21 protein-coding genes and 1 tRNA gene are annotated in these 23,276 nt (G+C 72.6%); 7 read left to right on the top strand and 15 right to left on the bottom strand.

Going from position 1 to position 23,276, the window contains the following annotated elements:
• Positions 1–35 precede the first annotated feature (35 nt).
• The 6 genes from IA22_RS0122340 to IA22_RS0122315 form a co-directional block, all read right to left on the bottom strand.
• Positions 36–1,931 carry a DUF2264 domain-containing protein gene (locus IA22_RS0122340; RefSeq protein ID WP_030124625.1) on the bottom strand — a complete coding sequence of 632 codons (1,896 nt, stop codon included), beginning with the start codon at positions 1,929–1,931 and terminating at the stop codon, positions 36–38.
• Positions 1,928–2,956 (bottom strand): hydroxyacid dehydrogenase, encoded by a 1,029-nt coding sequence (locus tag IA22_RS0122335; protein WP_014152729.1) that lies wholly within the window; start codon positions 2,954–2,956, stop codon positions 1,928–1,930. The genes IA22_RS0122340 and IA22_RS0122335 overlap by 4 nt, the downstream gene beginning before the upstream one ends.
• Positions 2,957–2,993: 37 nt before the next feature.
• On the bottom strand, positions 2,994–3,869 hold the full coding sequence (locus IA22_RS0122330) for a carbohydrate ABC transporter permease (protein ID WP_030124624.1): 876 nt from the start codon (positions 3,867–3,869) through the stop codon (positions 2,994–2,996).
• Positions 3,866–4,867, bottom strand: coding sequence for a carbohydrate ABC transporter permease (locus IA22_RS0122325; protein WP_014152727.1), 1,002 nt, complete (start codon positions 4,865–4,867; stop codon positions 3,866–3,868). The genes IA22_RS0122330 and IA22_RS0122325 overlap by 4 nt, the downstream gene beginning before the upstream one ends.
• A 41-nt stretch (positions 4,868–4,908) precedes the next feature.
• Positions 4,909–6,276, bottom strand: a complete 1,368-nt coding sequence (locus IA22_RS0122320; RefSeq protein WP_014152726.1) for an extracellular solute-binding protein — start codon at positions 6,274–6,276, stop codon at positions 4,909–4,911.
• A 102-nt stretch (positions 6,277–6,378) separates the two neighbouring features.
• The gene (locus IA22_RS0122315) at positions 6,379–7,500 is read right to left on the bottom strand and encodes a substrate-binding domain-containing protein (RefSeq protein WP_015579728.1); all 1,122 of its coding nucleotides are present in this window, start codon (positions 7,498–7,500) and stop codon (positions 6,379–6,381) included.
• Positions 7,501–7,647: 147 nt separating this feature from the next.
• On the opposite strand from IA22_RS0122315, the gene IA22_RS0122310 reads away from it, so the two are divergent.
• Entirely contained in the window at positions 7,648–8,415 is a 768-nt protein-coding gene (locus IA22_RS0122310) for a sulfite exporter TauE/SafE family protein (protein ID WP_014152724.1), read from the top strand.
• Positions 8,416–8,437: 22 nt separating this feature from the next.
• Here the strand turns inward: IA22_RS0122310 and IA22_RS0122305 are convergent, their stop codons facing one another.
• Positions 8,438–9,967 carry an amino acid permease gene (locus tag IA22_RS0122305; RefSeq protein WP_014152723.1) on the bottom strand — a complete coding sequence of 510 codons (1,530 nt, stop codon included), beginning with the start codon at positions 9,965–9,967 and terminating at the stop codon, positions 8,438–8,440.
• Between the two features lie 64 nt (positions 9,968–10,031).
• Entirely contained in the window at positions 10,032–11,039 is a 1,008-nt protein-coding gene (locus IA22_RS0122300; protein ID WP_014152722.1) for a hypothetical protein, read from the bottom strand.
• A gap of 374 nt (positions 11,040–11,413) precedes the next feature.
• Here IA22_RS0122300 and IA22_RS0122295 point away from each other — a divergent pair, with 374 nt between their 5' ends.
• Genes IA22_RS0122295 through IA22_RS0122285 form a run of 3 tightly spaced genes read left to right on the top strand, consistent with a single transcriptional unit; the run spans position 11,414 to position 15,533 of the window.
• Entirely contained in the window at positions 11,414–12,847 is a 1,434-nt protein-coding gene (locus IA22_RS0122295; RefSeq protein WP_030124623.1) for an FGGY family carbohydrate kinase, read from the top strand.
• Positions 12,844–14,265 (top strand): FAD-dependent oxidoreductase, encoded by a 1,422-nt coding sequence (locus IA22_RS0122290; RefSeq protein WP_030124622.1) that lies wholly within the window; start codon positions 12,844–12,846, stop codon positions 14,263–14,265. Before IA22_RS0122295 ends, IA22_RS0122290 begins: the two co-directional genes overlap by 4 nt.
• Positions 14,262–15,533: an FAD-dependent oxidoreductase gene (locus tag IA22_RS0122285; RefSeq protein WP_014152719.1), complete on the top strand. Its 1,272-nt coding sequence runs from the start codon at positions 14,262–14,264 to the stop codon at positions 15,531–15,533. The genes IA22_RS0122290 and IA22_RS0122285 overlap by 4 nt, the downstream gene beginning before the upstream one ends.
• A gap of 10 nt (positions 15,534–15,543) precedes the next feature.
• On the opposite strand, the gene IA22_RS0122280 is transcribed toward IA22_RS0122285, so the two are convergent.
• The 3 genes from IA22_RS0122280 to IA22_RS0122270 form a co-directional block, all read right to left on the bottom strand.
• Positions 15,544–15,903, bottom strand: coding sequence for a hypothetical protein (locus IA22_RS0122280; protein WP_014152718.1), 360 nt, complete (start codon positions 15,901–15,903; stop codon positions 15,544–15,546).
• Positions 15,904–15,964: 61 nt separating this feature from the next.
• Entirely contained in the window at positions 15,965–16,387 is a 423-nt protein-coding gene (locus IA22_RS0122275; RefSeq protein WP_030124621.1) for a DUF350 domain-containing protein, read from the bottom strand.
• 105 nt (positions 16,388–16,492) lie between these two features.
• Complete coding sequence (locus IA22_RS0122270; protein ID WP_014152716.1) at positions 16,493–17,023, bottom strand: DUF309 domain-containing protein; 531 nt, start codon at positions 17,021–17,023, stop codon at positions 16,493–16,495.
• Positions 17,024–17,130: 107 nt separating this feature from the next.
• On the opposite strand from IA22_RS0122270, the gene IA22_RS0122265 reads away from it, so the two are divergent.
• Together IA22_RS0122265 and IA22_RS0122260 are read left to right on the top strand one after the other, a co-directional pair.
• Entirely contained in the window at positions 17,131–19,788 is a 2,658-nt protein-coding gene (locus tag IA22_RS0122265) for an ATP-binding protein (protein WP_030124620.1), read from the top strand.
• Positions 19,789–19,838: 50 nt separating this feature from the next.
• Positions 19,839–19,912: transfer RNA gene (locus tag IA22_RS0122260), tRNA-Pro, on the top strand.
• Positions 19,913–20,218: 306 nt separating this feature from the next.
• Here the strand turns inward: IA22_RS0122260 and IA22_RS0122255 are convergent.
• Together IA22_RS0122255 and IA22_RS0122250 are read right to left on the bottom strand one after the other, a co-directional pair.
• Positions 20,219–20,482, bottom strand: coding sequence for a hypothetical protein (locus IA22_RS0122255; RefSeq protein WP_014152704.1), 264 nt, complete (start codon positions 20,480–20,482; stop codon positions 20,219–20,221).
• Positions 20,483–20,581: 99 nt separating this feature from the next.
• Positions 20,582–20,983: a MerR family transcriptional regulator gene (locus IA22_RS0122250; RefSeq protein ID WP_015579736.1), complete on the bottom strand. Its 402-nt coding sequence runs from the start codon at positions 20,981–20,983 to the stop codon at positions 20,582–20,584.
• Between the two features lie 114 nt (positions 20,984–21,097).
• On the opposite strand from IA22_RS0122250, the gene IA22_RS0122245 reads away from it, so the two are divergent.
• Positions 21,098–22,003 (top strand): NADP-dependent oxidoreductase, encoded by a 906-nt coding sequence (locus IA22_RS0122245; protein WP_030124619.1) that lies wholly within the window; start codon positions 21,098–21,100, stop codon positions 22,001–22,003.
• A gap of 123 nt (positions 22,004–22,126) precedes the next feature.
• Here the strand turns inward: IA22_RS0122245 and IA22_RS0122240 are convergent, their stop codons facing one another.
• Complete coding sequence (locus tag IA22_RS0122240) at positions 22,127–22,693, bottom strand: DJ-1/PfpI/YhbO family deglycase/protease (protein WP_014152701.1); 567 nt, start codon at positions 22,691–22,693, stop codon at positions 22,127–22,129.
• A 91-nt stretch (positions 22,694–22,784) separates the two neighbouring features.
• Entirely contained in the window at positions 22,785–23,246 is a 462-nt protein-coding gene (locus IA22_RS0122230) for a DUF5709 domain-containing protein (protein ID WP_030124618.1), read from the bottom strand.
• Positions 23,247–23,276: the final 30 nt, after the last annotated feature.

Here is a 23,276-nt window from a genome sequence, read left to right as displayed (position 1 = left end):
GCCGACCGCCGTGGGGTCGTCGCTCGTCGGACGGCTCATCGAAGCCGGTACGTGACCTCCAGAGGCGCGAAGCCGACACGGGTCATCGATCCGTCGTCCGCCCAGACGACCTCGACCGTGTCACCGTCCACGTTCACCCCGCTCACCGCCGTGGAGAGCGGCGCCGGATCCTCCTCCGCCGTCAGCGACGCGAGCGCCACCAGGAGTTCCGTCCCCTCCACGTCGGCGCCGAGCCGGGGCAGCACCGCCCACCGGGTGAACGCGGTGCCCTGCGGGGCCCGTATGTCCTCCCGCTCCTCCCAGCCGTGCAGCCCGTACAACGCGGAGGCGACCGCGTCCCGCGGGCCGGTCGCCCAGCCCGTCTCCTCGGCGCGGGACCCGGCGGGCGCGCCCAGGATCCGGTGCACACGCAGTTCGTACCGTCCCCGGACGACGGTCACGCTCTCCACCCGCAGGCCCGGCCAGGTCGGCGGTCCCCCCGCGAAGACGGGGGTGTGCCAGGACGCCGCCCAGCCCCAGCCGTCGCCGTGTCCCGCGCCCAGCGGATGGATCCGGACCCTGCTGCTCCGGGAGCCCCCCACCCGGACCGAGAGATGGTTGTCCGCGGTGTTCGCGGACGCCGTGGGGCCGGTGGCCGTCGAGTACGCGAGGCGGGCGTAGAGCGGGTCCGCGACATCCGCCGTCTCGCCCTCGTGCGGCCGGACGTGGTCGCTCCCGTGGTTGTGCAGCCGGACGACGCCGTCCGCCCGGGTCGACTGCACCAGCAGTCCCGGTGACGGGAGCGAGAGCACCCGGTCCGGGCCCTCGCTCGGGGCGGGTTCCTCCCGCGCCGTCCACAGCGGGTGCTCCGCGGGTGCGAGCAGGGCCACGAAGGCCTTCGACGCCCAGTACGGCGACGACGGGCCGGAGTACACCTGGAGCGTCGCGTCGTGCGGACCGTGCCAGCCCAGGCCGAGCAGACCGTCCTCCCCCACCGAGCCGCGCTCCAGGAAGTACCGCAGCGAACCGCTGACCAGCCGGCGCGAGACCCCCGGAGCCAGCGGGGTGTGCCCGGACACCGCGCCCATCCCGACGGCGGCGCCCGCCGCGAAGCGGTAGGTGAGGGAGCGCCCGAAGTGCATCGGCGCGCCGTCCGCGCCGAACATCAGGGAGAAGCTCTCCAGATGCTCGCTCAGCCGCGCGCCGTGGAGCGCCGACAGCTCCGCGTCACCCGACAGATACGCGTCCAGCACGGGATACAGGTGCAGCGCCCAGCCGTTGTAGTGGTCGAAGGCGCGTCCGTCACCGTCGGCGTACCAGCCATCGCCGCGGTACCAGACCTCCAGCAGGTCGAGCGCCCGCTGCCTGGCACCGGCCGTCTCCGCGTCACCCCGGCCGACCGACTCCAGGAACCCGGCGACCGAGAAGGGGAACAGGTACCAGTTGTTCGGTGCGGGTGTGTGCCGCAGCGCGCCGCGCAGCCATGCCTCCGCCCGGTCCTGCGTGGCGCCGTCCAGCCGGTCCCAGAGCCAGGGGCGGGTCAGCCGCAGGCCGATGGCGACCGAGGCCGACTCCACCATCGGCTGGCCGAACACGGTGTGGTCGAGGATCAGCGGCCAGGACTCGGCGTCGTCCCGCCCGGCGGTGCGGGTGCCGGCGGTGAGCCCGTCGGCGTACCGCTCCAGCCAGTTGTGCGGGTCCTCGCCCTTCGCACCGGCGACCCGGAAGGCGGCGGTGAGGAACGTCCGGGCGTAACCCTCCAGCCCGTCGGACCTCACCCCGGAACGCGAGGGACGGCCCGGCAGGTCGAGGAGGGCCCGGCCGGGGGTCGACCACTTCCAGGCGGCGTCCAGCAGCCCGTCCGCGGTGGCCTCCCAGTGCGCCCGGGTCCAACCGGTGTGCGGGCTCGTGGCGCGGTCTTCGGAGGGGAGCGGGAAGGGGAGGGGGCTCATGCGAGGAATGCCAGCCTTTCGCGTCGTACGGGATGGGCGAAGCCGTCGCCCGCTGCCCAGCGGGCGACCTCACCGACCGCGAGGTCGGCCAGCCGCCGCAGTTCGTTGCCCTGCGACCCGGCGAGATGAGGGGTGATGACCGCGTTGTCGCAGTCCCACAGCGGATGGTCCGCCGGCAGCGGGTCGGGGTCGGTGACGTCGATCACCGCGCGGACGCGGTCCGCCCGCAGTACGTCGGTGAGGGCGTCCTGGTCGACGACGGCTCCCCGTGAGGTGTTGATCAGGACCGCGTCGGGCCGCATCGTCGTGAGGAGCGCGCGGCTGACGAGCCCGGTGGTCGCGGGCAGCAGCGGTGTGTGGACACTGACCACGTCGCTCTCCGCGAAGAGTTCGGCGAGTCCGACGGGCCGGACGCCGAGCGCGGCGGCCTCCTCGTCCGTGACGTACGGGTCGTGGAGCAGCACCCGCAGGTCGTAGGGGCGCAGCAGCTCGATCACCCGACGGCCGATCAGGGAGGCGGACAGGATGCCCACCGTGCGGCGGTAGTTGCCCACCTGGGGCGGGGTCGCGAGCCAGGCGTCACGTACGCGGGTGGCGCGGAAGTCCCGGGCGCGTTCCAGGACCCGCTTGCCGGACAGCAGGATCATGGCCAGGGTGTACTCCGCGACGGGCAGGGCGTTGGCCGCCGCGGCCGACGACACCTCGATGCCCCGGTCCCAGCAGGCGTCGGTGACGTGGCCGCGTACGGTGCCGGCCGTGTGCACGACGGCCCGCAACTCGGGTGCGGCGGCCAGGACACCCGCGTGGATGGGCGGGCAGCCCCAGCCGGTGACCAGGACCTCCGTGTCGGCGAGTACGGCACGGGCCGCCTCCGTCGTGAAGTCGTCGATCGCGGGCAGGGGCGCGAGCGTGCACACCTCGGCCAGGGCGGCCAGGGAGCCGGGGGAGAGCACCGCGGCCGCGGCGTCCGCTCCCATGGCGAGCGCGGCGCGCGGCCGGCGGTGTGCGGGGGGTGTGCGGGACATGGTTCTCCTGTGCGGTGGTCCGGGTGGGGCGCTGCGGCTACTTGACGGCACCCGCCGTCAGCCCGGAGCGCCAGAAGCGCTGGAGCAGGGCGAAGGCGAGGATCAGGGGCACCACCGCGAGCAGCGAGCCCATGATGACGACGGGGTAGTACTCCGGCGACACGGACGCGGAGCTGTTCCAGGAGTACAGGCCGAGGCTGACCGGGTACAGGTCCTGGTCGGACAGCATCACCATGGGCAGGAAGAAGTTGTTCCAGATGGCCGTGAGCTGGAAGAGGAAGACGGTGACGAGCCCGGGACCCAGCATGCGCAGGGCCACCCAAAAGTAGGCGGCCAGTTCGCCCGCGCCGTCCATCCGCGCGGCCTCCAGCACCTCGTCGGGCACGTATCCCTGGCTGAAGATCCGGCCTAGGTACACGCCGAACGGATTGAACAGGACGGGGATGAACACGGCCCAGAAGGTGTTGACGAGACCGGCGGCCGAGGCCATCAGGTAGAGCGGCAGGGCGAGCACCGTCTGCGGCACCATGACCGCGGCCAGCACCAGTCCGAACAGCTTCTCCTTGTGGGCGAAGCGGTACTTGTCGAAGGCGTAGCCGCACGCGATGCTGACCAGCGCGCCGAGCGCCGCTCCGAGCACCGCGTACAGCAGGCTGTTGCCGTACCAGCGCCCGTACAGTCCGCCGTCCATGGCGAACAGGTCCGTCAGGTTCCGGACGAAGGAGAAGTCGGTCAGCGACAGGACGTTGCTGCTGAACAGGGCGTCCCGGTTCTTGGTGGACGCCAGGACCAGCCACAGCACCGGCAGCAGGGTGTACAGCACCGAGACGCCGACCACGAGGTTGACGACGGAACGGCCCAGCAGGCGGGGCCGCAGCGGCGACGCGGTCCGGGATGCGGTCGACGTGCTCATCGGGCGCCCTCCTCGGCCGCGGCGGCGCGATTGGTCCAGCGGGTGACGCCGTAGGAGAGGGCGACCGTGCAGAGGAGCAGGACGACCGAGGCCGCCGCAGCCAGGCCGTAGTTGTTCCGGGTGAAGGCGGCGTCGTAGATGTACATGCTGGGCGAGAAGCGCGAGTTGATCATCGGGGTCGACTGGCTGAGCAGCATCGGTTCGGTGAAGAGCTGCAGCGCGAAGATCAGCGTGAACATCGCCACCATCACGATCGAGGAGCGGACCAGGGGCGCCTTTACCTGGAGCGCGGTGCGGACCGGTCCGGCGCCGTCGACGACCGAGGCCTCGATCACCTCGCGGGGGACCGCCTGCAGGGCCGCGTAGAACACGACCATGTTGTAGCCGAGGTTGCTCCACAGCGCGATGTTGACGATGGAGGGCAGCACGGTGTGGACGCCCAGGAAGTCGACGGTGATGTCGGCCTTGCCGAGCACCTCGATGACCGGGCTGATGCCGGGGGTGTACAGGTACAGCCAGATCAGCGCGGCGATGATGCCGGGCACCGCGTGCGGCAGGAACAGCGCCAGCTGGGCCGTTCCACGCAGCCGTACCACGCCGGAGTCCAGCAGCAGGGCGAGCGCGAGGGCGCCCGCCACCATGAGCGGGATGTAGATCAGGCAGTACAGGGCGACGATGCCCAGACCCCCGAGGAAGGTCGGGTCGGTCACGACGGCGGTGTAGTTGCGCAGCCCCGCGAAGACCGTGCGTTCCGGGCCGAAGCCCAGCCCGGGCTGGTCGTCGCTGAAGAAGCTGAGGCGGACCGCGGTGGCGACGGGAATCAGGAAGACGGTCACCATGAGGACGAAGAACGGCGTCATCAGGACGCCGCAGGCGCCCAGTTCACGCCGACGGGCGGATCCGCGGCCGGCGGGCGCGGGTGCGGCGCCGACGTGGCGCTCCGGTGCCGGTGGTGCGGTGGTCTCCGCGGGGGCGGAGACCGGGGTGGCGCTGGTCAAGGGAAGTCACCTGCCTCTCAGCTGGACGGTGGGTCGCGGGGTCAGGTGGAGTGCCGGGTGGTGGACAGGCCGAGCGCTTCGAGGTCGGGCACGGTGCCCGCCTCGGCGGCCCTGACCGCCCCGAGGATGTCGCCCTGGCCGCCGCTCGCCCGTGCGAATCCGTCCTTCATGAGCTTGCCGGTCGCGGTCATCCGCGGCCCCCAGGTCCAGCCCGCGCGGATCTTGAGTGCCTCCCGCTCGAAGAGGGAGTAGATGTCCTGGCCGCCGTAGTAGGAGCGGTCGAACGCCTCGCGGCCCACGTCGACCAGCCCGGGAGCGGCCGGGTACTGGCTGCTGGCCCCGCTGGAGAGCCGGGCGCGCAGGGCGTCCGGATGCGAGACCTGCCACTCGATGAACTCCATCGCGGCTTCCGGCGCCGTGCTGTCCCTGGTGACCGCGAACGTCGACCCGCCGTGGGTGCCCACACCGGGGTCGGCGGGGTCCCACTGGGGGAGCGGGGCGATCGCCCACCGGTTCTTCTGGCCGGGGCGGGCCTTCATCTGGGCACCCGCGTCCCAGGCACCGCTCAGCCGGGAGAGCACCGCTCCGCCGGCGATCTGGGCGTCGCTCTGCCGGCTCTCCGAGGCGTTCATGAAGACCAGGTGCTGATCCGTCAGGCGCTGCCAGTACGCGGCCACCCGACGGGTCGGGGCGTCGGCGAGCGAGAGGTTCCAGGCACCGCCCGAGGTGTCGAACCAGCGCGCGCCCGCCTGCCACGACCATGCGGCGAAATGGGTGTCGCCGTCCGTGGGGAACAGTGCCATCCGGCGCTCGTCCCCCTTGCGGCGCACCGTCCGCGCGGTGTCCTCGAACTCCTCCCAGGTGCGCGGGACGGTCAGTCCGTACCGCTCGAAGAGGTCGGTGCGGTAATGCATCACCATCGGCTCTATGTCGAGCGGTACGCTGAACACCCGCTTCTCGAAGGTGGTCAGCCCCAGGGCCTGCGGCAGCAGCTTGGCCCGCAGGCCGTCGCTCATCAGGCCCGTGAGGTCACGGCAGACCCCGTCGATGGCGAAGCCGGGCACCTGGGGGTACTCGATGGTCGCGATGTCCGGGGCGTTCCCGGCCCGTGCGGCATTGCTGAGCTTTGCGTAGCCGCCCTGACCACCCGAGGGGATCTGCTGGAAATCGACCTGGATGGTGTCGTGCCCGCGGTTGAACGCGTCCACGACCTCCTGGCTGCCCCGCAGGGCGGACCAGAAGGTGATGCGTGTCTTCCTGCCGTTCCCACTGCTCACGGTCCTGCCGGTACTGCTCGTGCCGCCCGACCGTGTGTCCCCGCCACCACCTCCGCAGGCGCTGAGCGCGCCCGTCAGAGGCAGTGCGGCGATCGTGGCGAGCACGTGTCGACGGCTCTGTCGACCAGGCATGTGCGCCTCCCGCGGCTCCTGATTCGAGACACGGGGAATACTGATCGGCTGATCGATAGTGGTCAATAGATCGATCAAAAGAAGCTTGAAGTGTTCAAACGATCAGTTTATCGGAGTGAGCAACTCCGCGGTCGATCCGCGCACTTCGAGCCGGGGGAGCAGCTCCGTCCTGCGCACGGGGCCGGAGGCGCCGGCGGGGTGGGCGAGCCGGTGCAGGAGGAGCTCGGCCGCCGCCCGTCCGATCTCGGCCCTCGGCGGGGCCACCGCGGTGAGGGCGGTGCTGCCCAGGGCGGCGACGACGTCGTCGTAGGCCACCACCGAGCAGTCCCGCGGCACCCGGATCCCGCTCTCCGCCAGCCGCTGGACCAGCATCAGGGCGTCCTCGTCGCCGTGCAGGACCGCTCCGGTCGCACCGCGCTCCCGCAGCAGGGCCGCGAGGTCCGGGACCTCCTCCCGGGAACCGGGCTCGCCGGGACCGGCGTTCGGGGAGCTGAGCACCACCGACCAGTCCTCCACCTCCGGCCGGGCGGCGGCGATGTCGGCGAACGCGGCCCGCAGGGAACGCGCGGTCGGGCTGTCGTTCCTGGCGGCGAGGACGAGCCGCCGGTGGCCGAGCGAGACCAGATGGTCCACGGCCAGGTGGATCCCGTACCAGTGGTCGGAGCACACCGCGTCCACGGCGTGCAGCGCGCTGCCCGGCCGGGGCCGCCGTTCCATCAGGACCGTCGGCACCCCCACCTCCGCGAGCCAGCCGTAGTCGGCCTCCTCGCCCGCGGCGCTGCGCCACCGGGGCGCGATCAGCAGGCCCCGCACCCCCGCGGCCAGGGCCCGCTCCACCTGGGGGCGTTCGGCCCCCGCCGCCTGCGGGGCGATGTGCAGGGCGATCCGCGCCCCGGCCGCCTCCAGGGTGGTCCTGGCGCCGTGCAGGGTCTCGTAGAGATAGGAATGCCGTTCCGGGACGACCAGGGCGATCGCGGCTTCCTCCCCCGCGGCTTCACCGCTCCGGGCGGGCGGCACGGAGGCCGTCGGCCCGGCCTCGCCCACCGGCCCGACCACACCGTGCCCGCGCCGCAGCATCCCCGCCCGCGCCAGCTCCTCCACGTCGCGCCGGAGCGTGACCGCCGAGACGTCCAGCTCGGTGGCGAGCGAGCTCACCTTGACCGCTCCCCGCGCGTGCACCACCGCGAGGATGCGCTTGCGCCTCAGCTCGACCGGCTCCCGCATGCTGGCCCCCTTGCCTACCGCTGTGCGATGTTCGTTTGAACGTTTCCGTGAGCGTTCGCAGCATAGCGAGGGACCGGCGCGCCAGGAGGTCTACAGGATGGAACGATGATCCGCCGAAGAGAGGATGTGTCTACCATCTGATCCGGCATGGACACCTTCTCACTCTGGCAACTGGCCGCGCTCGCGGCGGCATCCACCCTCGTCGGCTTCTCGAAGACGGCGGTCAGCGGTGCCAACACGATCAGCCTCGCGGTCTTCGCGGCCGTACTCCCGGCCCGCGAATCCACCGGGGTGCTGCTCCCGATCCTGATCGCGGGCGACGTCCTCGCCGTGCTGGTCTACCGCCGTCACGCCCACTGGCCGACGCTGCTGCGCCTCTTCCCCGCCGTCGCGGTGGGCGTGGCGGCGGGAACCGTCTTCATGATGTGGGCCGACGACGACGCCGTACGCACCTCGATCGGCGCGATCCTGCTCCTCATGGCGGGCGTCACCCTCTGGCGCCGGCGGGAAGGGCCCCAGCCGTCCCCGGACGAGGAGGGTTCCGGTCCGCCGTCGCGCGGGGAACGGCTCAAGGCGCGTTCGTACGGGGTGCTCGGCGGGTTCACCACGATGGTGGCCAACGCTGGCGGCCCCGTGATGTCGCTCTACCTGCTGTCGGCGGGCTTCCGGAAACTGGGCTTCCTGGGAACCTCGGCCTGGTTCTTCCTGATCGTCAACACCTCGAAGGTGCCCTTCAGCGTGGGGCTCGGCCTCATCGACGCGCGGTCGCTGCTGCTCGACGCCGCCCTCGTGCTGTTCGTCGTCCCGGGCGCCCTGCTCGGCCGCGCCTGCATCGGCCGGATCAACCAGAAGATCTTCGACAGGATCGTGATCGGAGCCACGGTCCTGGGCGGCCTCCAACTGCTGCTGGGCTGAAGGCCGCCCGGGAAAGGCACGCTCAGACGATGCCCTCGGCGATCTCCGCCTGCTCACGGGCGTTTCCGTACGCGGCCGGGGTGCTGTAGGAGCGCCGCGCGACGAACCACCACACCGTGGCCAGGATCAGTACCGCGACCAGGGCGATCGAGGCGTAGTTCATGGAGTCGATGGTCACCGGCGAGGACTGCGGCAGCAGGAACAGCACGGTCACGAGGGCGACCCACACCACGGCGATCCAGCCGATCGGCTTCGACCAGCGGCCCAGGTGCCAGGGGCCGCGCTCGAAGCGGTCCCCGGCGCGCAGCTTCAGGTAGATCGGGATGGCGTACGCGGGGGTGATCCCGATGACGTTGATCGCCGTGACCGCCCCGTACGCGGTCGCGGAGTACAGCGACGGGACCGCCAGCAGCGCGGCGACACCGACCGAGAGCCACACCGCGGGCACCGGGGTCTGGGTGCGTGCGCTCACCCTGCGCCACAGCGCGGAGCCCGGCAGCGCGTTGTCACGGCTGAACGCGAAGACCATCCGGCTCGCGGCCGCCACCTCGGCGTTGCCGCAGAACAACTGGGCCGCGATGACGATCAGGAGCATCGCGGTGGCACCCGCCGTACCGAGCGCGTCGATGAGGATCTGGGCGGGCGGGACCCCGGTGGCACTGTTCTGCGTACCCGCGTAGTCCTGGATGGCGAAGGTCAGACCGGCCAGCAGGACGAAGCCGGCGACCCACGACACCCAGATCGCCCGCACGATGCCCTTGGCCGCCGTCACCGAGGCGTTGGAGGTCTCCTCCGACAGGTGGGCCGAGGCGTCGTAGCCGCAGAAGGTGTACTGCGCCAGCAGCAGACCGATCGCGGCCACGTAGAGGGGGTTCTCCCACCCGGTGTCGTTGACGAACTCGGTGAAGACGAACGACGGCGACTGATGGTTCGACGGCACGACCGCCAGCACGGTGACGATCACGGCCACACCGGCCAGGTGCCACCAGACGCTGATCGAGTTGAGCACGCTCACCAGACGTACCCCGAAGAGGTTCAGCACGGCGTGCAGCAGCAGGATGCAGAGGAAGATCACCATGGTGTGGCCGGGGGTCGGATCGAACCCCCACTGCAGATTCAGCAGGGCACCGGTGAACAGCGCGGCCCCGTAGTCGATGCCGGCGATCGCACCCAGCAGCCCGAGCAGGTTCAGCCACCCGGTGTACCAGCCCCATTTGCGGCCACCGAGCCGGTCGGCCATGTAGTAGAGCGCCCCCGACGTCGGGTAGGCGCTGGTGACCTCGGCCAGGGCCATACCCACGCAGAGCACGAACAGGCCGACACCGGCCCAGCCCCAGAGCATCACGGACGGGCCGCCGGTCGACATGCCGAAGCCGTACAGGGTCATGCAGCCGGAGAGGATCGAGATCACGGAGAAGCTGATCGCGAAGTTGCCGAAGCCGCCCATACGACGGGCGAGTACCGGCTGGTATCCCAGCTCGCGGAGCCTCTGCTCCTCGTCCTTCTGCGGCGCGGGCTCCGTGCTCGACGGGGTCGAGGCGGATATGGACATGGGGACGACCTCCAGGTGGGGGGATGTGGGAACGGGAAATCAGGTGGGTCCGGCGGCCTGCGGGTCAGCCGCGCGGTTCCCTTCCGGGTTCGTGCTCGGCCGCCAGGCAGCGGCTCCGGGCCCGGAGGAACACCTCCTCCGCACCCGCCGGGTCCTGCGGGGTACGCGTGCGGTGGGCCCAGGGCACCGACGTGTAGTACGGGCCCATCGCCCGGAACACCTGGGCGGCGTCGGTGAACCGGAGCGAACCCCACAGCGCGTGCGCCAGGTGGTTGAGATCGAGCAGGGACCGGGCGGGCGGGTCGGCTGCCACGAACCAGATGTCCAGGGCGCGCCGGGCGTCCCGCTCCCCGTCCTCGGTGACCCAGTGCAGGTCCAGCGCCCGCTCATGGCCGTGCTCACGGCGGTAGCGCTCCACCCGGACGTACAGCGGCAGCACATGGAGCGCGGACCCCTCCGGAGCGGAGGAGGCCGCCCACTGGACGAAGTTCACCGCCTCGGAGAGGGTGCCGCTCGCCCGTCTCGCGTAGACGAACTGCAGCATCCGGTGGTACGCCTCGCGGTTGAACGGATCGCGCTTGTCCGCCTCCGCCAGCAGCCCCCACGGACCGGGGAACAGCATCGGGCCGGGCGGCAGCAGCCTGTGCTCCTCCAGACGCTGGCCCTCGTCGAGCTGGGACAGCGCGAGGAGACAGACCCAGGGCACGGGGTCCGCGGGCGAGGCGTGCGCGGCGGAACGGCACCCCTCCCACGCCTCCTGCCACAGCTGCTGGGCGCTCGGGTGCTTCTCCCGGTGGGCACGGACGGCCCGTTCCACCCGCACCCGGGCGTGCATCACCGTCGCGGCGACACTCCTCGGCTCCTCGGCGAGCCAGGCCTGCACGGTGTCGGAGCCCGCAGCCACGGCCGCGAGGACCTGGGTCCGCTGGGTCCACGACGCCCAGTCCGGTGTGTTCTCCAGCAGATCGCGCATGGCCAGCCACCGGCCCGTGCGCAGGTCCTGTAACGCCACGCGCAACGCGTGATCGTGTCCCGCTGGGTGGTACACCGGCCGGAAGTCACCGGTAGCCATGTACGTGCCCCGCCCCTGGACGCGCGGCGGGGGCGGGGCGGGGAGCCGGGCACAACGGCACGGCACGGGTTCTTCTCGTCATGAATCCTCAAGAAACGTGGGGGGTTGGGCTGTTCAGTCGTGAACTACCGGTGGTCATCGTCCGGTTGTCCACACGGCGGAGAGTGTAGAGCGCCCGGCACCCCACATCCGGTGACTCCGCGGATCTTACTCAAGTAGCGTCCGCATGCTGGACGTTGACCGTCGCGCGAGCGCCTGGACAGGATGTTCCGGCCGGGGTTGACGCAGGGCGTGGTCTGCACGACTGTGGGCGCAGGGAGCAGATGATCACGATTCCGCCCGGGTCCGGGCGGTCCGCACGGCTGGAGCGTCGATTGACAGAGCCGGTACTCGCCATCGACCAGGGGACATCCGGGACCAAGGCCCTGGTGATCTGCCCCGAGCGGGGTGTGATCGGTTCCGGTTCCGCGCCGGTCCGCCCCCGCTACGGCCCCGGGGGCCTGGTGGAGGCCGACCCCGCCCAGCTGATCGGGTCGGTCCTCGACGCCGGCCGCCGGGCGGTGGCGGACGCGGGTGAACCCGTGGCGGCCGTCGGTCTGGCCAACCAGGGGGAGACGGTGCTCGCCTGGGACCCCGCGACGGGACGGCCGCTCACCGAGGCCGTGGTCTGGCAGGACCGGCGCGCGGAAGGGGTCTGCGGCGACCTCGCGGCACACGGGGACGAGCTGAAGAGGCTCACCGGACTGCCTCTCGACCCGTACTTCGCCGCACCCAAGATGGCGTGGATCCGCCGCGAGCTGACCCGGGAAGGGGTGGTGACCACCAGCGACTCCTGGCTGGTCCACCAGCTGACCGGGGCCTTCGTCACCGACGCGGCCACCGCGGGGCGTACCCAGCTGCTCGGCCTCCACGACGTCGGCTGGTCACCCGCGGCCCTGGAGATCTTCGGCCTGTCGGACGAGCGGCTGCCCGCCGTCGTCGACTGCGCCGGGCCGGTCGGCACCACTACCGCCTTCGGCGCGGAGGTCCCCCTGACCGGCCTCCTCGTGGATCAGCAGGCCGCGCTGCTGGCGCAGAACGCGCTCGAACCCGGCCAGGCCAAATGCACCTACGGCACGGGGGCGTTCCTCCTCGCCCAGACCGGCGCACGGCCGAGCACCGGCGCCACCGGCCTGGTCAGCTGCGTCGCCTGGCGTCTCGGCGGGCGGACCGCCTACTGCCTCGACGGCCAGGTGTACACGGCCGCGTCCGCCGTGCGCTGGCTCACCGACCTCGGGGTGATCTCCGGCGCCGCCGACCTCGACCCGGTGGGCGCCTCGGTCCCCGACACCGGCGGGGTCACCTTCGTCCCGGCGCTCGCCGGCCTCGCGGCCCCGTGGTGGCGCAGCGACCTGCGCGGTTCGGTGGCCGGACTCGGGCTCGACACCACCGCGGGCCACCTCGTCCGGGCACTCTGCGAAGGCATCGCCGCGCAGGTCGTCGCCCTGGCCGACGCCGTCGCGTCCGACCTGGGGGCCCCGCTGACCACGCTGCGGGTCGACGGCGGACTGACCCGTTCCTCCCTCCTGATGCAGACCCAGGCGGACCTGCTGCAACGGCCCGTCGAGGTCTCGGCGCTGCCCGACGCGACCGCGCTGGGCGCCGGGGTGGTGGCCAGGCTCGGGCTCGATCCCGGCCTGCCCCCGAGCCGGGCGACACCTCCGTGGCAGCCCTCCGCCGTGTACGAACCCCGGATCGGCCCCGAGGAGGCCTCGGAGCGCCTCGCGGGCTTCCGATCCGCCGTGGACGGCCTGCTGGAGCGCGCGTGACCGTCACCCTCACCACGGCCGGCCCCCTGCCCCCGCTCGACGACGCGGAGGCCACGTACGACGTCGTCGTCGTGGGTGCGGGCGTCGTGGGCGCGGCCGTCGCCCGGGAACTGGCGCGGTACCGACTGCGCACCGCCCTGGTCGACGCGTCCGACGACATCGGCAACGCCACGTCCAAGGCCAACACCGCGATCCTGCACACCGGCTTCGACGCCGTACCCGGATCGCTGGAGGCACGCCTCGTACGCGAAGGACGGGACCTCCTCGCCGCCTACGCCGCCGAGGCCGGCATCCCGGTCGAACGCGTCGGAGCGCTCCTCGTCGCCTGGGACGAGGACCAGCTCGCCGCACTGCCCGGACTGCGGGACAAGGCGGAGCGCAACGGGTACCACGCGTCCCGCATCATCGGCGCCGACGAGCTGCGCGCCCGCGAACCCCACCTGGGACCCGGTGCCCTGGGGGCACTCGACGTCCCCGACGAGAGCATCATCTGCCCCTGGACCACCCCGCTCGCCTTCGCCACCCAGGCGGTCCGCGCCGGCGTCCACCTGCACCTGAACTGCCGGGTACGGGACATCACCCCCGACGCCGACGGCCATACGCTCACCACCTCGCGCGGCCCGCTCCGCACCCGTCACCTCGTCAACGCCGCCGGGCTCCACGCCGACGGGATCGACCGCCTCCTCGGCCACGACGTGTTCACCGTGACCCCACGCCGGGGACAGCTCCTCGTCCTCGACAAACTGGCCCGCCCGCTCGTCGGCCACATCCTGCTGCCCGTCCCCGGCCCCGCCGGGAAGGGCGTGCTGGTCGCACCGACCGTCTTCGGCAACATCCTCCTCGGCCCCACCGCCGAGGACCTCGACGACAAGACCGCCACCGGCTCCACCGCCGACGGCATCCGCCTCCTCCGGGAGAAGGGCCGCCGGATCGTGCCCGGACTCCTCGACGAGGAGGTCACCGCCGTCTACGCGGGGCTGCGCGCCGCCACCGGGCAGGAGGACTACCGCATCCAGGAGTACCCGGGGCTGCGCTACGTCGCCGTCGGCGGCATCCGGTCCACCGGCCTCACCGCGTCCATGGCGATCGGACGCCACGTCATGGGACTGCTCACGGCCGTCGGCCTGGACCCCGGCGAACCGCACGAACTCCCGCCCCTGACCATGCCCAACCTCGGCGAGGCCTTCCCCCGCCCCTACCGTGACGCCGCCCTGATCGCGGCCGACCCGGCATACGGCACCCTCGTCTGCCACTGCGAGCAGGTCACCCTCGGCGAGATCCGGGACGCGCTCACCTCGACGATCCCGCCGCACTCCCCGGACGGCCTGCGGCGCCGCACCCGCGCCCGTGGCGGCCGGTGCCAGGGCTTTTACTGCGGCGCCGCCGTCCGCGCCCTGTTCGAGGAGGAACGACCGTGACCGGGCAACCACGCGAGGTGGACGTCCTGATCGTCGGCGCGGGCCCCGCCGGCCTCGCGGCCGGAGCCGAACTCGCCGCGGCGGACGCGGGCCGGGTGGAGATCCTGGAACGCGAGCAGGAGGCGGGCGGGATCCCCCGGCACTGCCACCACGGCGGATTCGGGGGCCGGCTGGACAGGTCCGCGTACGCGTGGGCGTCGGCGGCCGGGTCCGCGTACGCGCGGAAGGGCACGACCGGGCCCGACTTCGCGCGCCGGGGCGTCGCCGCGGCGGTCGCGGCCGGCGCCGCCCTGCGCACCGGAGTCACCGTCACCGGCTGGGCGGGGCCCCGCACCGTCGAGACCACCGGACCCGCCGGACCGGAACAGATCACCGCCCGGGCCGTGATCCTCGCGACCGGCGCACGCGAACGGCCGCGCAGCGCCCGGCTGATCCCCGGCACCCGGCCGCCCGGTGTCTACACCACCGGCGAGCTCCAGCAGGCCGTCCACCTGTACGGCCTGCGGATCGGCACCAGGGCGGTCGTCGTCGGCGACGAGCCCGTCGGCCACGCGGCGGTCGCCACCCTGCGTGCCGCGGGCGTCCACGTCGTCGCCGTGGTCACCGACCGGACGGCCCCCGCCCTCCGGCTGCGGAGTCCCCGCGTCCCCCTGCTCACCGGCACCACCGTCACCGAACTCACCGGCAGGAGGCGCCTGTCGGGGGTGGCACTGCGCCACCACGACGGCCGTACGACCACCCTGCGCTGCGACACCGTGGTCCTGACCGGCGACTTCGTACCCGACCACGAACTGGCCAGGCGGGGAGGTATCGTCCTCGACCCCGGCACCCGGGGGCCCGCGTACGACGCCGCGTACCGGACCTCGCATCCGGGCGTCTTCGCCGTCGGCAACCTGCTGCACGCCGTCGAACGCGCGGGGTACGCGGCCCAGGAGGGCCGGGCCGTGGCGGTGCCCGTACTGCACCGGCTGGCCGGGACCGAGGAGGCGGCGGGGGCCGGACGACGGCTGGTCGTCGACGCACCCCTGCGGTGGATCGCTCCCAACGTGGCGGGGCCGGACGGAGCGCGCCCGGTGGGGGACCGGTTCGTGCTGCGCACCGGGCGCCGGCTGCCCCGGCCGCTGCTCGTCGTCTCGCAGGACGGGCGGGAACTCCACCGGCAGCGGCTGCTGTCCACCGCCGTCCCGGGCAGGCCGTTCACCCTGGGGGCCGAGTGGGTCGACCGCGTCGATCCGGACGGCACGGACGTACGGATCACCGCCCGGTGAGGGCGCCGGCTCAGGGGATGAGCAGCCAGTCCGCGCCGACGGCCGCCACCAGTCCGACTCCCAGCAGCCAGCTGCCGAGCCGGGTGCGGCCGTTCCGGCTGAGCTCGATCACCACGCCGCAGAGGATGAGCGCGAGCCCGTAGACCCCGACGACCAGGACCGAGGAACGGCTCGCTATCCGCAGGGCGAGCACGACGGCCATCGCCGCCATGCCCACCGAGGACAGGACGACCCGCAGCCGCCGCGCCTGACGCGGAGTGAGTCTCCGTTCCTCCGCGGCGGCCCCGGGTATCCCCGCCGGGCTGCCGTCCGGCTCCTGGTCCTGCTCTTGTTCCTGCCGCTGGTCCTGATCCTGGTCCGAAGTGCTCATGACGCCGGATCGTAACGGCTGCGCGTCGCCGTGTTCGCCGGACCTGCGGATGACGCGGGGATCAGGCGATCGACGCCGAGACGATCGCCGACACCGCCAGGTTGCAGGACGCCGTCACCCAGACCGCCGGGTGGGGTTCGCACTCCACCAGAGTGGCGCCCAGCCGTCCGGGCGTCACGAGGTCCACGACGAGGAAGGCCACGGCCATCATGACCAGACCGAGCAGCCCGAACGCGGCCGTGGAGGCGAGCCCCTTGCCGAAGTCCTCGTACGTCGTCCAGATCGACGTGAACACGATGCCGCCGATGCCGAGCAGCGCCGAACTCAGGAGCAGCGCGGCGTTGCGGTTGCGCTCCTCCCATATCTGACGGCCGAGCTTGCCCGGTGTCAGCGCGTCGATCAGAAATATGCCGAGAACGAGCAGTACGACGCCGAGGGCCCCGTATGCGGTGGCACGGCCGAGGCCGTTGATGATGTCGGTCATCGGGGCGTCTGTCTCCTGAGCAGGTGGCGAGGAATGGAACATGAAACGTGACGGATGCGATCAACGCCCCGTCAAGAAGGAGCAAAACCTATCGCACTCATCCGCTCACTCCCGGGTCCGGTCCTCCCGTCGCAACCGAGGAGCCTCCGCGACCGGGTCGACACCGGGCGAGACCCCTTCCCCGGTGCCGGAGCCGGGACCGGAGGGGTCCACCCGGCCCGCGAGATCCCCTGCCCAGGCGATCAGCCCCTCCACGCCGATCCCGTGGGGGTCCGAGGCGCGGAACGCCTTCACGGCGGCCGCGCCCCGCCGCAGCAGACGCGCCCCGCCCGCCGCGTTGCCCCGTGCGGCATGGGTCAGGCCGACCGCCATCTGCGCGAGTCCCCGCCACAGTTCGCGCTCCGCGTCCGGACCCGACTTCCAGGCGTCCTCGAACACCTCGTGCGCGTGGAACGGCATCCCCGCGTCCAGCAGCCGCTGCGCCTCCCGCACGGTCTCGGCGGGGGAGCGGACCACCCCCTCGGGCTGCCGCTCCACCCCCCGGCTGCCGTACGGCAGGGGGCGCCCGAGCCCGTCCCGGGGGCGCGCGTTGCGCGCCCTGCCTTCCTCGTCACGGTCCCTGCGAGATTCTTCCACCCGCCGATTGTGCCCCGTACCTGCGAAGAACCACAGGAACCCTGTCCCTGGGCACCCGCGCGCGGATAGGCTCGGTCCCCTCCGCAACCACCCTGGGAAGGGGAGGCATGAAGCCGTCCCGGCCGTTGTGCGAGCGCGACCACGAACTCGACGCCGCCGCAAAGGCGTTGGACGCCCTGTGCGGGGGACAGGCGTCAGGCGGGCTGCTCGTCTTCAGCGGCGAGGCCGGCATCGGGAAGACCGCGCTGCTCGGAGAGATCCGGGCCATGGCCGCCGACCGCTGCACCGTATGGTCCGCGCGTGGCGGCGAGACGGTCACCTCGGTGCCCTTCCACGTCGTACGCCAACTGCTCCAGCCCGCGCTGGACCGGTTCCCCGCCGACGAGACCCGGGCCCTCTTCGGCGACTGGTTCGAGATCGCCGCACCCGCCCTCGGCCTGGCCGACCCCGTCGGGCCGCAGCTCGATCCCCAGGGTGTCCGGGACGGCCTCGACTATCTCGTGTCCCGGCTCGCCTCCCGCCTCAGCCATCGGCCGCTGCTCCTCATAGTGGACGACGCGCACTGGGCCGACGGTGAATCCCTCGCCTGGCTCGCCGGCTTCACCGCCCGGCTGTCCGAACTCCCCGTGCTGGTCGTCCAGGCGCACCGGCCCCAGGAGTTCGCCGACCGCGACGCCGACTGGGCCATCGCCCGAGGCGCGGGGAGCGCGGGCGTCGCGGGCCACCCCGCGCTGATCCGGGTGGCACTCCGGGCGCTCACCCCCGAGGCCACGGCCGAGCTGGTGCGGGCCGGCCTGGGCGACCACGCGGACGACCCCTTCTGCCGCGAGGTCTGGGCCGTCACCGGAGGCAATCCGTACGAGGCGGTCGAACTCGTCGCCAAGGCGCAGGACCGCGAACTGGCACCGGTCGAGGAATCCGCCGGTCTCCTGCGCGAGCTCGGCGCCTCGGCCCGGGGCAGCGGGCTCGTCGCCCGACTCGAACGCCTCGGCACCAACGCCAACCGCTTCGCCTGGGCGGCGGCCGTCCTCGGCACGGAGATCTCCCAGGAACTGGCGGCGACGCTGGCCGGGATGAGTTCGGCCGAGGCCGCCGACTGCACGGCGCGGCTGCGGGACGCCCGTATCGTCAGCGGTTTCGACCCGCTGGAGTTCGTCCACCCGCTCATCGCCAGCGCCGTCTACCGCTCGATCCCGCCGGCGACCCGCACCGCCATGCACGGACGGGCCGCCTGGGCGATCACCCAGGCCGGACTCGGAGCCGCCGCGGCCTCCCGCCATCTGCTCGAGGTCCACCCCGACGACGACCAGGAACTGGTCGCGCAGCTCCGGGACGCCGCACGGCAGCACCTCGCGGTCGGCGCCCCGGAAGCCGCCAGGCGCTGTCTCGAACGCGCGCTGGACGAACCACCGCGCCCGCGCGACCGGGCCGCCCTGCTGTACGAACTGGGCTGCGCCACCCTGCTCTCCTCGCCCGCGACCACGGTGCAGCACCTGCGTGCCGCCCTCGACACCCCGGGGCTCGACGGGGCACTCCGCATCGACGCCACCTTCCGGCTCGCCTCGGCCCTGTCCCACAACAACCAGCTCAAGGACGCGGCGCTCTCCCTTGCCGCCGAGGCGTCCCGGACGGCACCCGGCCCCGGCCTGATGCGGCTCCAGGCCGCGCACTTCCTCTGGGAGGGAATGCAGGCCACCGAGGACGACGGCCCGTCGCGGTCGGCCCGCCTCGCCCGCAACGCGGACCACCTCAAGGGCCGTGACAACGCCGAGCGCGCCCTGCTCACCCTGCGCGCGTTCGACGCCATGCTGCGAGGTGAGAACGCCCAGCAGGTCGTCGACTTCTGCGAACGCGCGCTCGACGACGGGCGGCCCGCCCGCGGACTGGGCTGGACCGACTCCGAATGGGGCTTCGAGCTCCCCGCGATGGTGGGCATCACCTACGCCTTCACCGACCAACTCGACCGGGCCGAGGCACTCTTCGGCGAAGCCGTGCGCGCCTTCGAGATCTCCGGCTGGAGCGGAGCGCACCTCGCGTTCGCGCACACCCTCCTGGGGCTCGTGCACCGCAGGCGAGGCCGTCTCGCCGAAGCGGAGGGCTTCCTGCGCGAGGGCCTGCGCCTCGCGGACAGGGCGGGCAGCGGTCTGCCCGTCCACTGGGACGCCACCTGTCTCCTCGTCGACACACTGCTCGCCCGCGGCCGGACCGCGGAGGCCCGGCAGGTCGCCGACCGGTACGACTTCGGCCCGCCCTACCCCAGCGCGATGGTCCTGCCGGACGCCCCGTGCGTACGGGGGCGCCTGCTGCTGGCCGAGGGCCGTACGGAGGAGGCGGTGGCCGAGCTGGAGTCGGCCGGAGCGGCGCTGGAGCCCCGAGGCCGGTTCAACGGTGTCTGGGCGCCCTGGGCCGGGGACCTCGCCCGCGCCCTTGCCGACACCGACCCGGTCAGGGGCGCCCAGCTGGCCACCCGGGCACGCGTCCACGCGGAACGCTTCGGCACCGACACGGCGATCGGTGAGGCCCTGCGCTGCCTGGCCCTGTTCGCGCCCGAGGAGGAAGCCGTCCACCTGCTGTCCGAGTCGGTGCGTCACCTCGAGATCTCCTCCTCCGCCTACGAGCACGCACTCGCGCGCTTCGAGTACGGCGTCGCCAAGCGCTCCCCTCGGGAGATCGCCCGTGCCCGGAAACTGGCCACCGCCTGCGGCGCGGAAGGACTGGCCACCCGCGCCCAGCAGGCATGCGCGTCGATCCGGTCCGCGGAGTGAGGTAATGTTTGTCCTGCGAGGCCGCCCGGTGGACCCGGGAGGAAACGCATCGGGACGTGGCGCAGCTTGGTAGCGCACTTGACTGGGGGTCAAGGGGTCGCAGGTTCAAATCCTGTCGTCCCGACTCGTCGGAGTCGTAGCACAAGGGCCGGTATCGGAGACATCCGATACCGGCCCTTCGCAGTTGCCGGGGACGGTGGGGGCCGGCGGCCGGCGTGGTGACAGCGCCACCCACCGGGCGCCACCCAGCAGACACCACCTACCGGGCGCCACCCGTCGGTGTCATGACCGTGCGGCGAGCCGGTGACGGGCCGTCGGCGGAACGGAGTTCGGCACCTCGGGGCCACGGGGGCAGCCGTCTCCGCGCCACCTCTGTCCAGGAGTCACCCCCGGCTCGGCCGGCGGCCGGACGTCCGCGGGGGCGGTCCGGTCAGTCCGTGACGGACTGGTCGCGTGCCAGCAACGTCTCCGCCCCTGTCTCCACGAGACCCGTGGCCGTCGAAGCCGTTTGCCCCAAACCGGTCTCCTGGGCCACTTCATGGACCGCCGTGCCGGTGCGTTCCCCGGTGGTGGCGGCGGTGAGGGCGGTGCCGGTCAGCGCCGGAGCGAAACTGTCTGCCTGGGCGGCGGCGGGGGCGGCGGTCAGCAGGACCGATCCGGCCGCGGCCGCGGTGAGGATGCGCCATGTGTTCATGGCCGGTACAACGCCTGCCCGTCCCGCAGGGCACGGTGGTCGGCGAAATCCAGGAGCCGAGTCGGGGCCACGCGTACCCGGGCAGGGCGGCGACACCGGTCACCCGTGTGCGGCGCTGGGAGCCGGGCCTCCCCGCGCCCGCCCACGGGCGCACGCGGGCGGAGGGTTGCGCGTGGTCGCGATCACTCCGTCGAGCCGGTCACGCGCGGCGAGGAGTTCGGTGATCCGCGTGGTGATACGTGCGCGTTCGCTCTCCAGCCGGTCCAGGAGCCCCGGCTCCACCGTGCCGGCGTACACGCTGCGCAGCACCTCCCGCACCGATCTGCTGGGCAGCCCGGCGGCGTAGAGCTGCTGGATCAGCTGCACCCGGTCGACGGCGGAGTCCGGATACCGGCGCTGCCCGCCGGAGCTGCGTTCGGCCCGCAGCAGGTCCTGCTCCTCGTAGTAGCGCAGAGCCCGCACGCTCACCCCGGCCCGGCGTGCCACCTCACCGATCCGCACGCGTCCTCCCTTCCCCTGGCGGAGGCCTCGATTTGCACCTCACGTCGACGTCAGGTTTTAGCGTAGTGGACGTCAGGGCATACCAAGCCACTCGGACAGAATTGGCAGGTCATCATGCGCGCAGCCCGCTACCACGAGTACGGCGGTACGGACACCCTCGTCGTCGAGCAGGCCCCGGACCCGCTGCCCGGGCCCGGAGAGATCCGTGTCCGCGTCGCGGCGGCCGGCGTCAATCCCGTCGACTGGAAGGTGCGTGACGGATCGGTCCGCGACTTCCTCCCGGTCGATCTGCCCGCGATCCCGGGACGCGACGCCGTGGGTCTGGTGGACATGACCGGCGAGGGCGTCACCTCGGTGGACATCGGGGACCGCGTCTTCGGTCTGGGCGGAGTGACGGGCGCGACGGCCGAGCTCGCGGTGCTCTCGGCCTGGGCGCCCGCCCCCGCGGCCTGGAGTGACGAGGAGGCGGCCGGGGCGGGCCTGGCGTCCGTGACGGCCCTGGGCGGACTCAGGGCGCTCGGCCGGCTGGAGGGGCGCACCCTCCTGGTCGAGGGGGCTGCCGGAGGGGTCGGCGGTGCGGCGGTCGAGATCGCCCGCGCTCTGGGGGCCACCGTGATCGGGACGGCCAGTGAGCGCAACCACGCGTATCTCGCGTCCCTGGGCGCCGTTCCCGTCAGCTACGGTGCGGGCCTGGCGGAACGTCTCACCAGCCTGGCCCCGAACGGGGTCGACCTCGTTCTCGATGCCGCCGCTTCCGGCTCCCTGCCCGATCTCGTCGAGATCGCCGGAGGCCCGGACCGCGTGGTGACGGTCGCCGACCACGTGAACGCAGAGCGCCTGGGGGTCCGGGTCGCCAACGCGGTCAACGATTCCGCGCTCCTGGCCGAAGCGGCCGCCCTCGGGGAGCAGGGGCGCTACGTGCCGCGCATCGACCGGACGTACCCGCTGGAAGAGATCGCGCAGGCCCACGCCCACTCCGAACGCGGACACGTGCGGGGGAAGATCGTGATCCTGCTCTGACCTCGGCACCCGCACGTGGTGGCGCACGGCCGGGCGGAGTGCGTGGACTCCGCCCGGCCGGCGTGGCAGCGGTGGTGTGGAACCGCGCGGTGCGCGGAGCCGGCGCCGCCGTCCGGGACCACGTCAGGGACGCGCGCCGAGCGCCGTCCGGATCTCGCGGACGAACGGCTCCAGGTCGCCCGGATTGCGTGAGGTGATCAGCGTCCAGCCGCCGGAGCCGTCCGTCACCACCGGTTCGTCGGTCCACTCGCCTCCCGCGTTGCGGATGTCGGTCCGCAGCGAGGGGTAGGAGGTCAGCCGCTTGTCCGGGACGACCCCCGCCTCGACCAGTGCCCAGGGGCCGTGGCAGATGGCGGCGACGGGGCGGCCGGAGTCCGTGAAGGAGCGGATGATCCCGTTCGTCGCGTTCTGCAGCCTGAGGGTGTCGGCGTTCAGGGTGCCGCCCGGGATGAGCAGCAGGTCGTAGTCCGCGGGGTCCGCGTCGTCCAGTGTGAGGTCCGGGCGCACGGTCTTGCCGGGGTCCTTGTCACCGACCAGCGTCAGGATGTCGTCCATCGACACCGCCGCCACGTCGACCCGCGCTCCCGCGCCGCGCAGGTGTTCGAGTGGTACCAGGAGCTCGTCCTGCTCCACGCCGTAGTTGGTGACCACGGCCAGCACCTTCCGCTGCTCGATCTCGTCGCCGCTCATCGGCTTTTCACCTTTCCTCGGAACGGCCCACCGGTGCGTGGCCCGTGCTCGTCCTGTGTCTTTGATCGCCGTCGACAGGCTTCTGACGGGGTCAGATCTCGTCGTCCTCCTGGATGTGGAGCGCAGCCTCCTCGGCGCTGGCCGCGCCTCCGTCGATGCCGACGTCGCGGCCCAGGGTCCTGTTGTTGCGGTCGATGCCGGGTTCCTCGTCGGTGGTGGTGAGGCGTCCGGCGCGCTCGGTGCCGGCGTCGTCCTCCTCGGGGCCGTTGTCCTCCGGGCCCTCGTGGGGTTTGTCGGTCAGGAGCGGGTCGTCCTCGGGTACCTCCTGGGCCAGGCGGCGGTCCAGCGACTCGCCCTCCCGCTGCTCCTCGCCCGTGGTCCCGTACTTGGTGACGCCGAGGGGCTTCTCGGGCGGGGAGTACCCGGTGTCGAGCATCTCGTCGAGGTCGGGTTCGCCGATGACGTTCTCGGGGTCGAGGTCGTCGGTCGGCGGGTTGTCGGTGTCCGATCCGTCGGGCTGGTAGACGTCGTCTCCGCGTCCTTCGTCCGGCATCGGGCTGCTCCTTCCCTCGGGGGTGTGCCG

The organism is Kitasatospora papulosa (assembly GCF_000717245.1).
Classification (GTDB): Bacteria; Actinomycetota; Actinomycetes; order Streptomycetales; family Streptomycetaceae; genus Streptomyces; species Streptomyces papulosus.
This window is presented reverse-complemented; position numbering and strand designations above follow the sequence as displayed.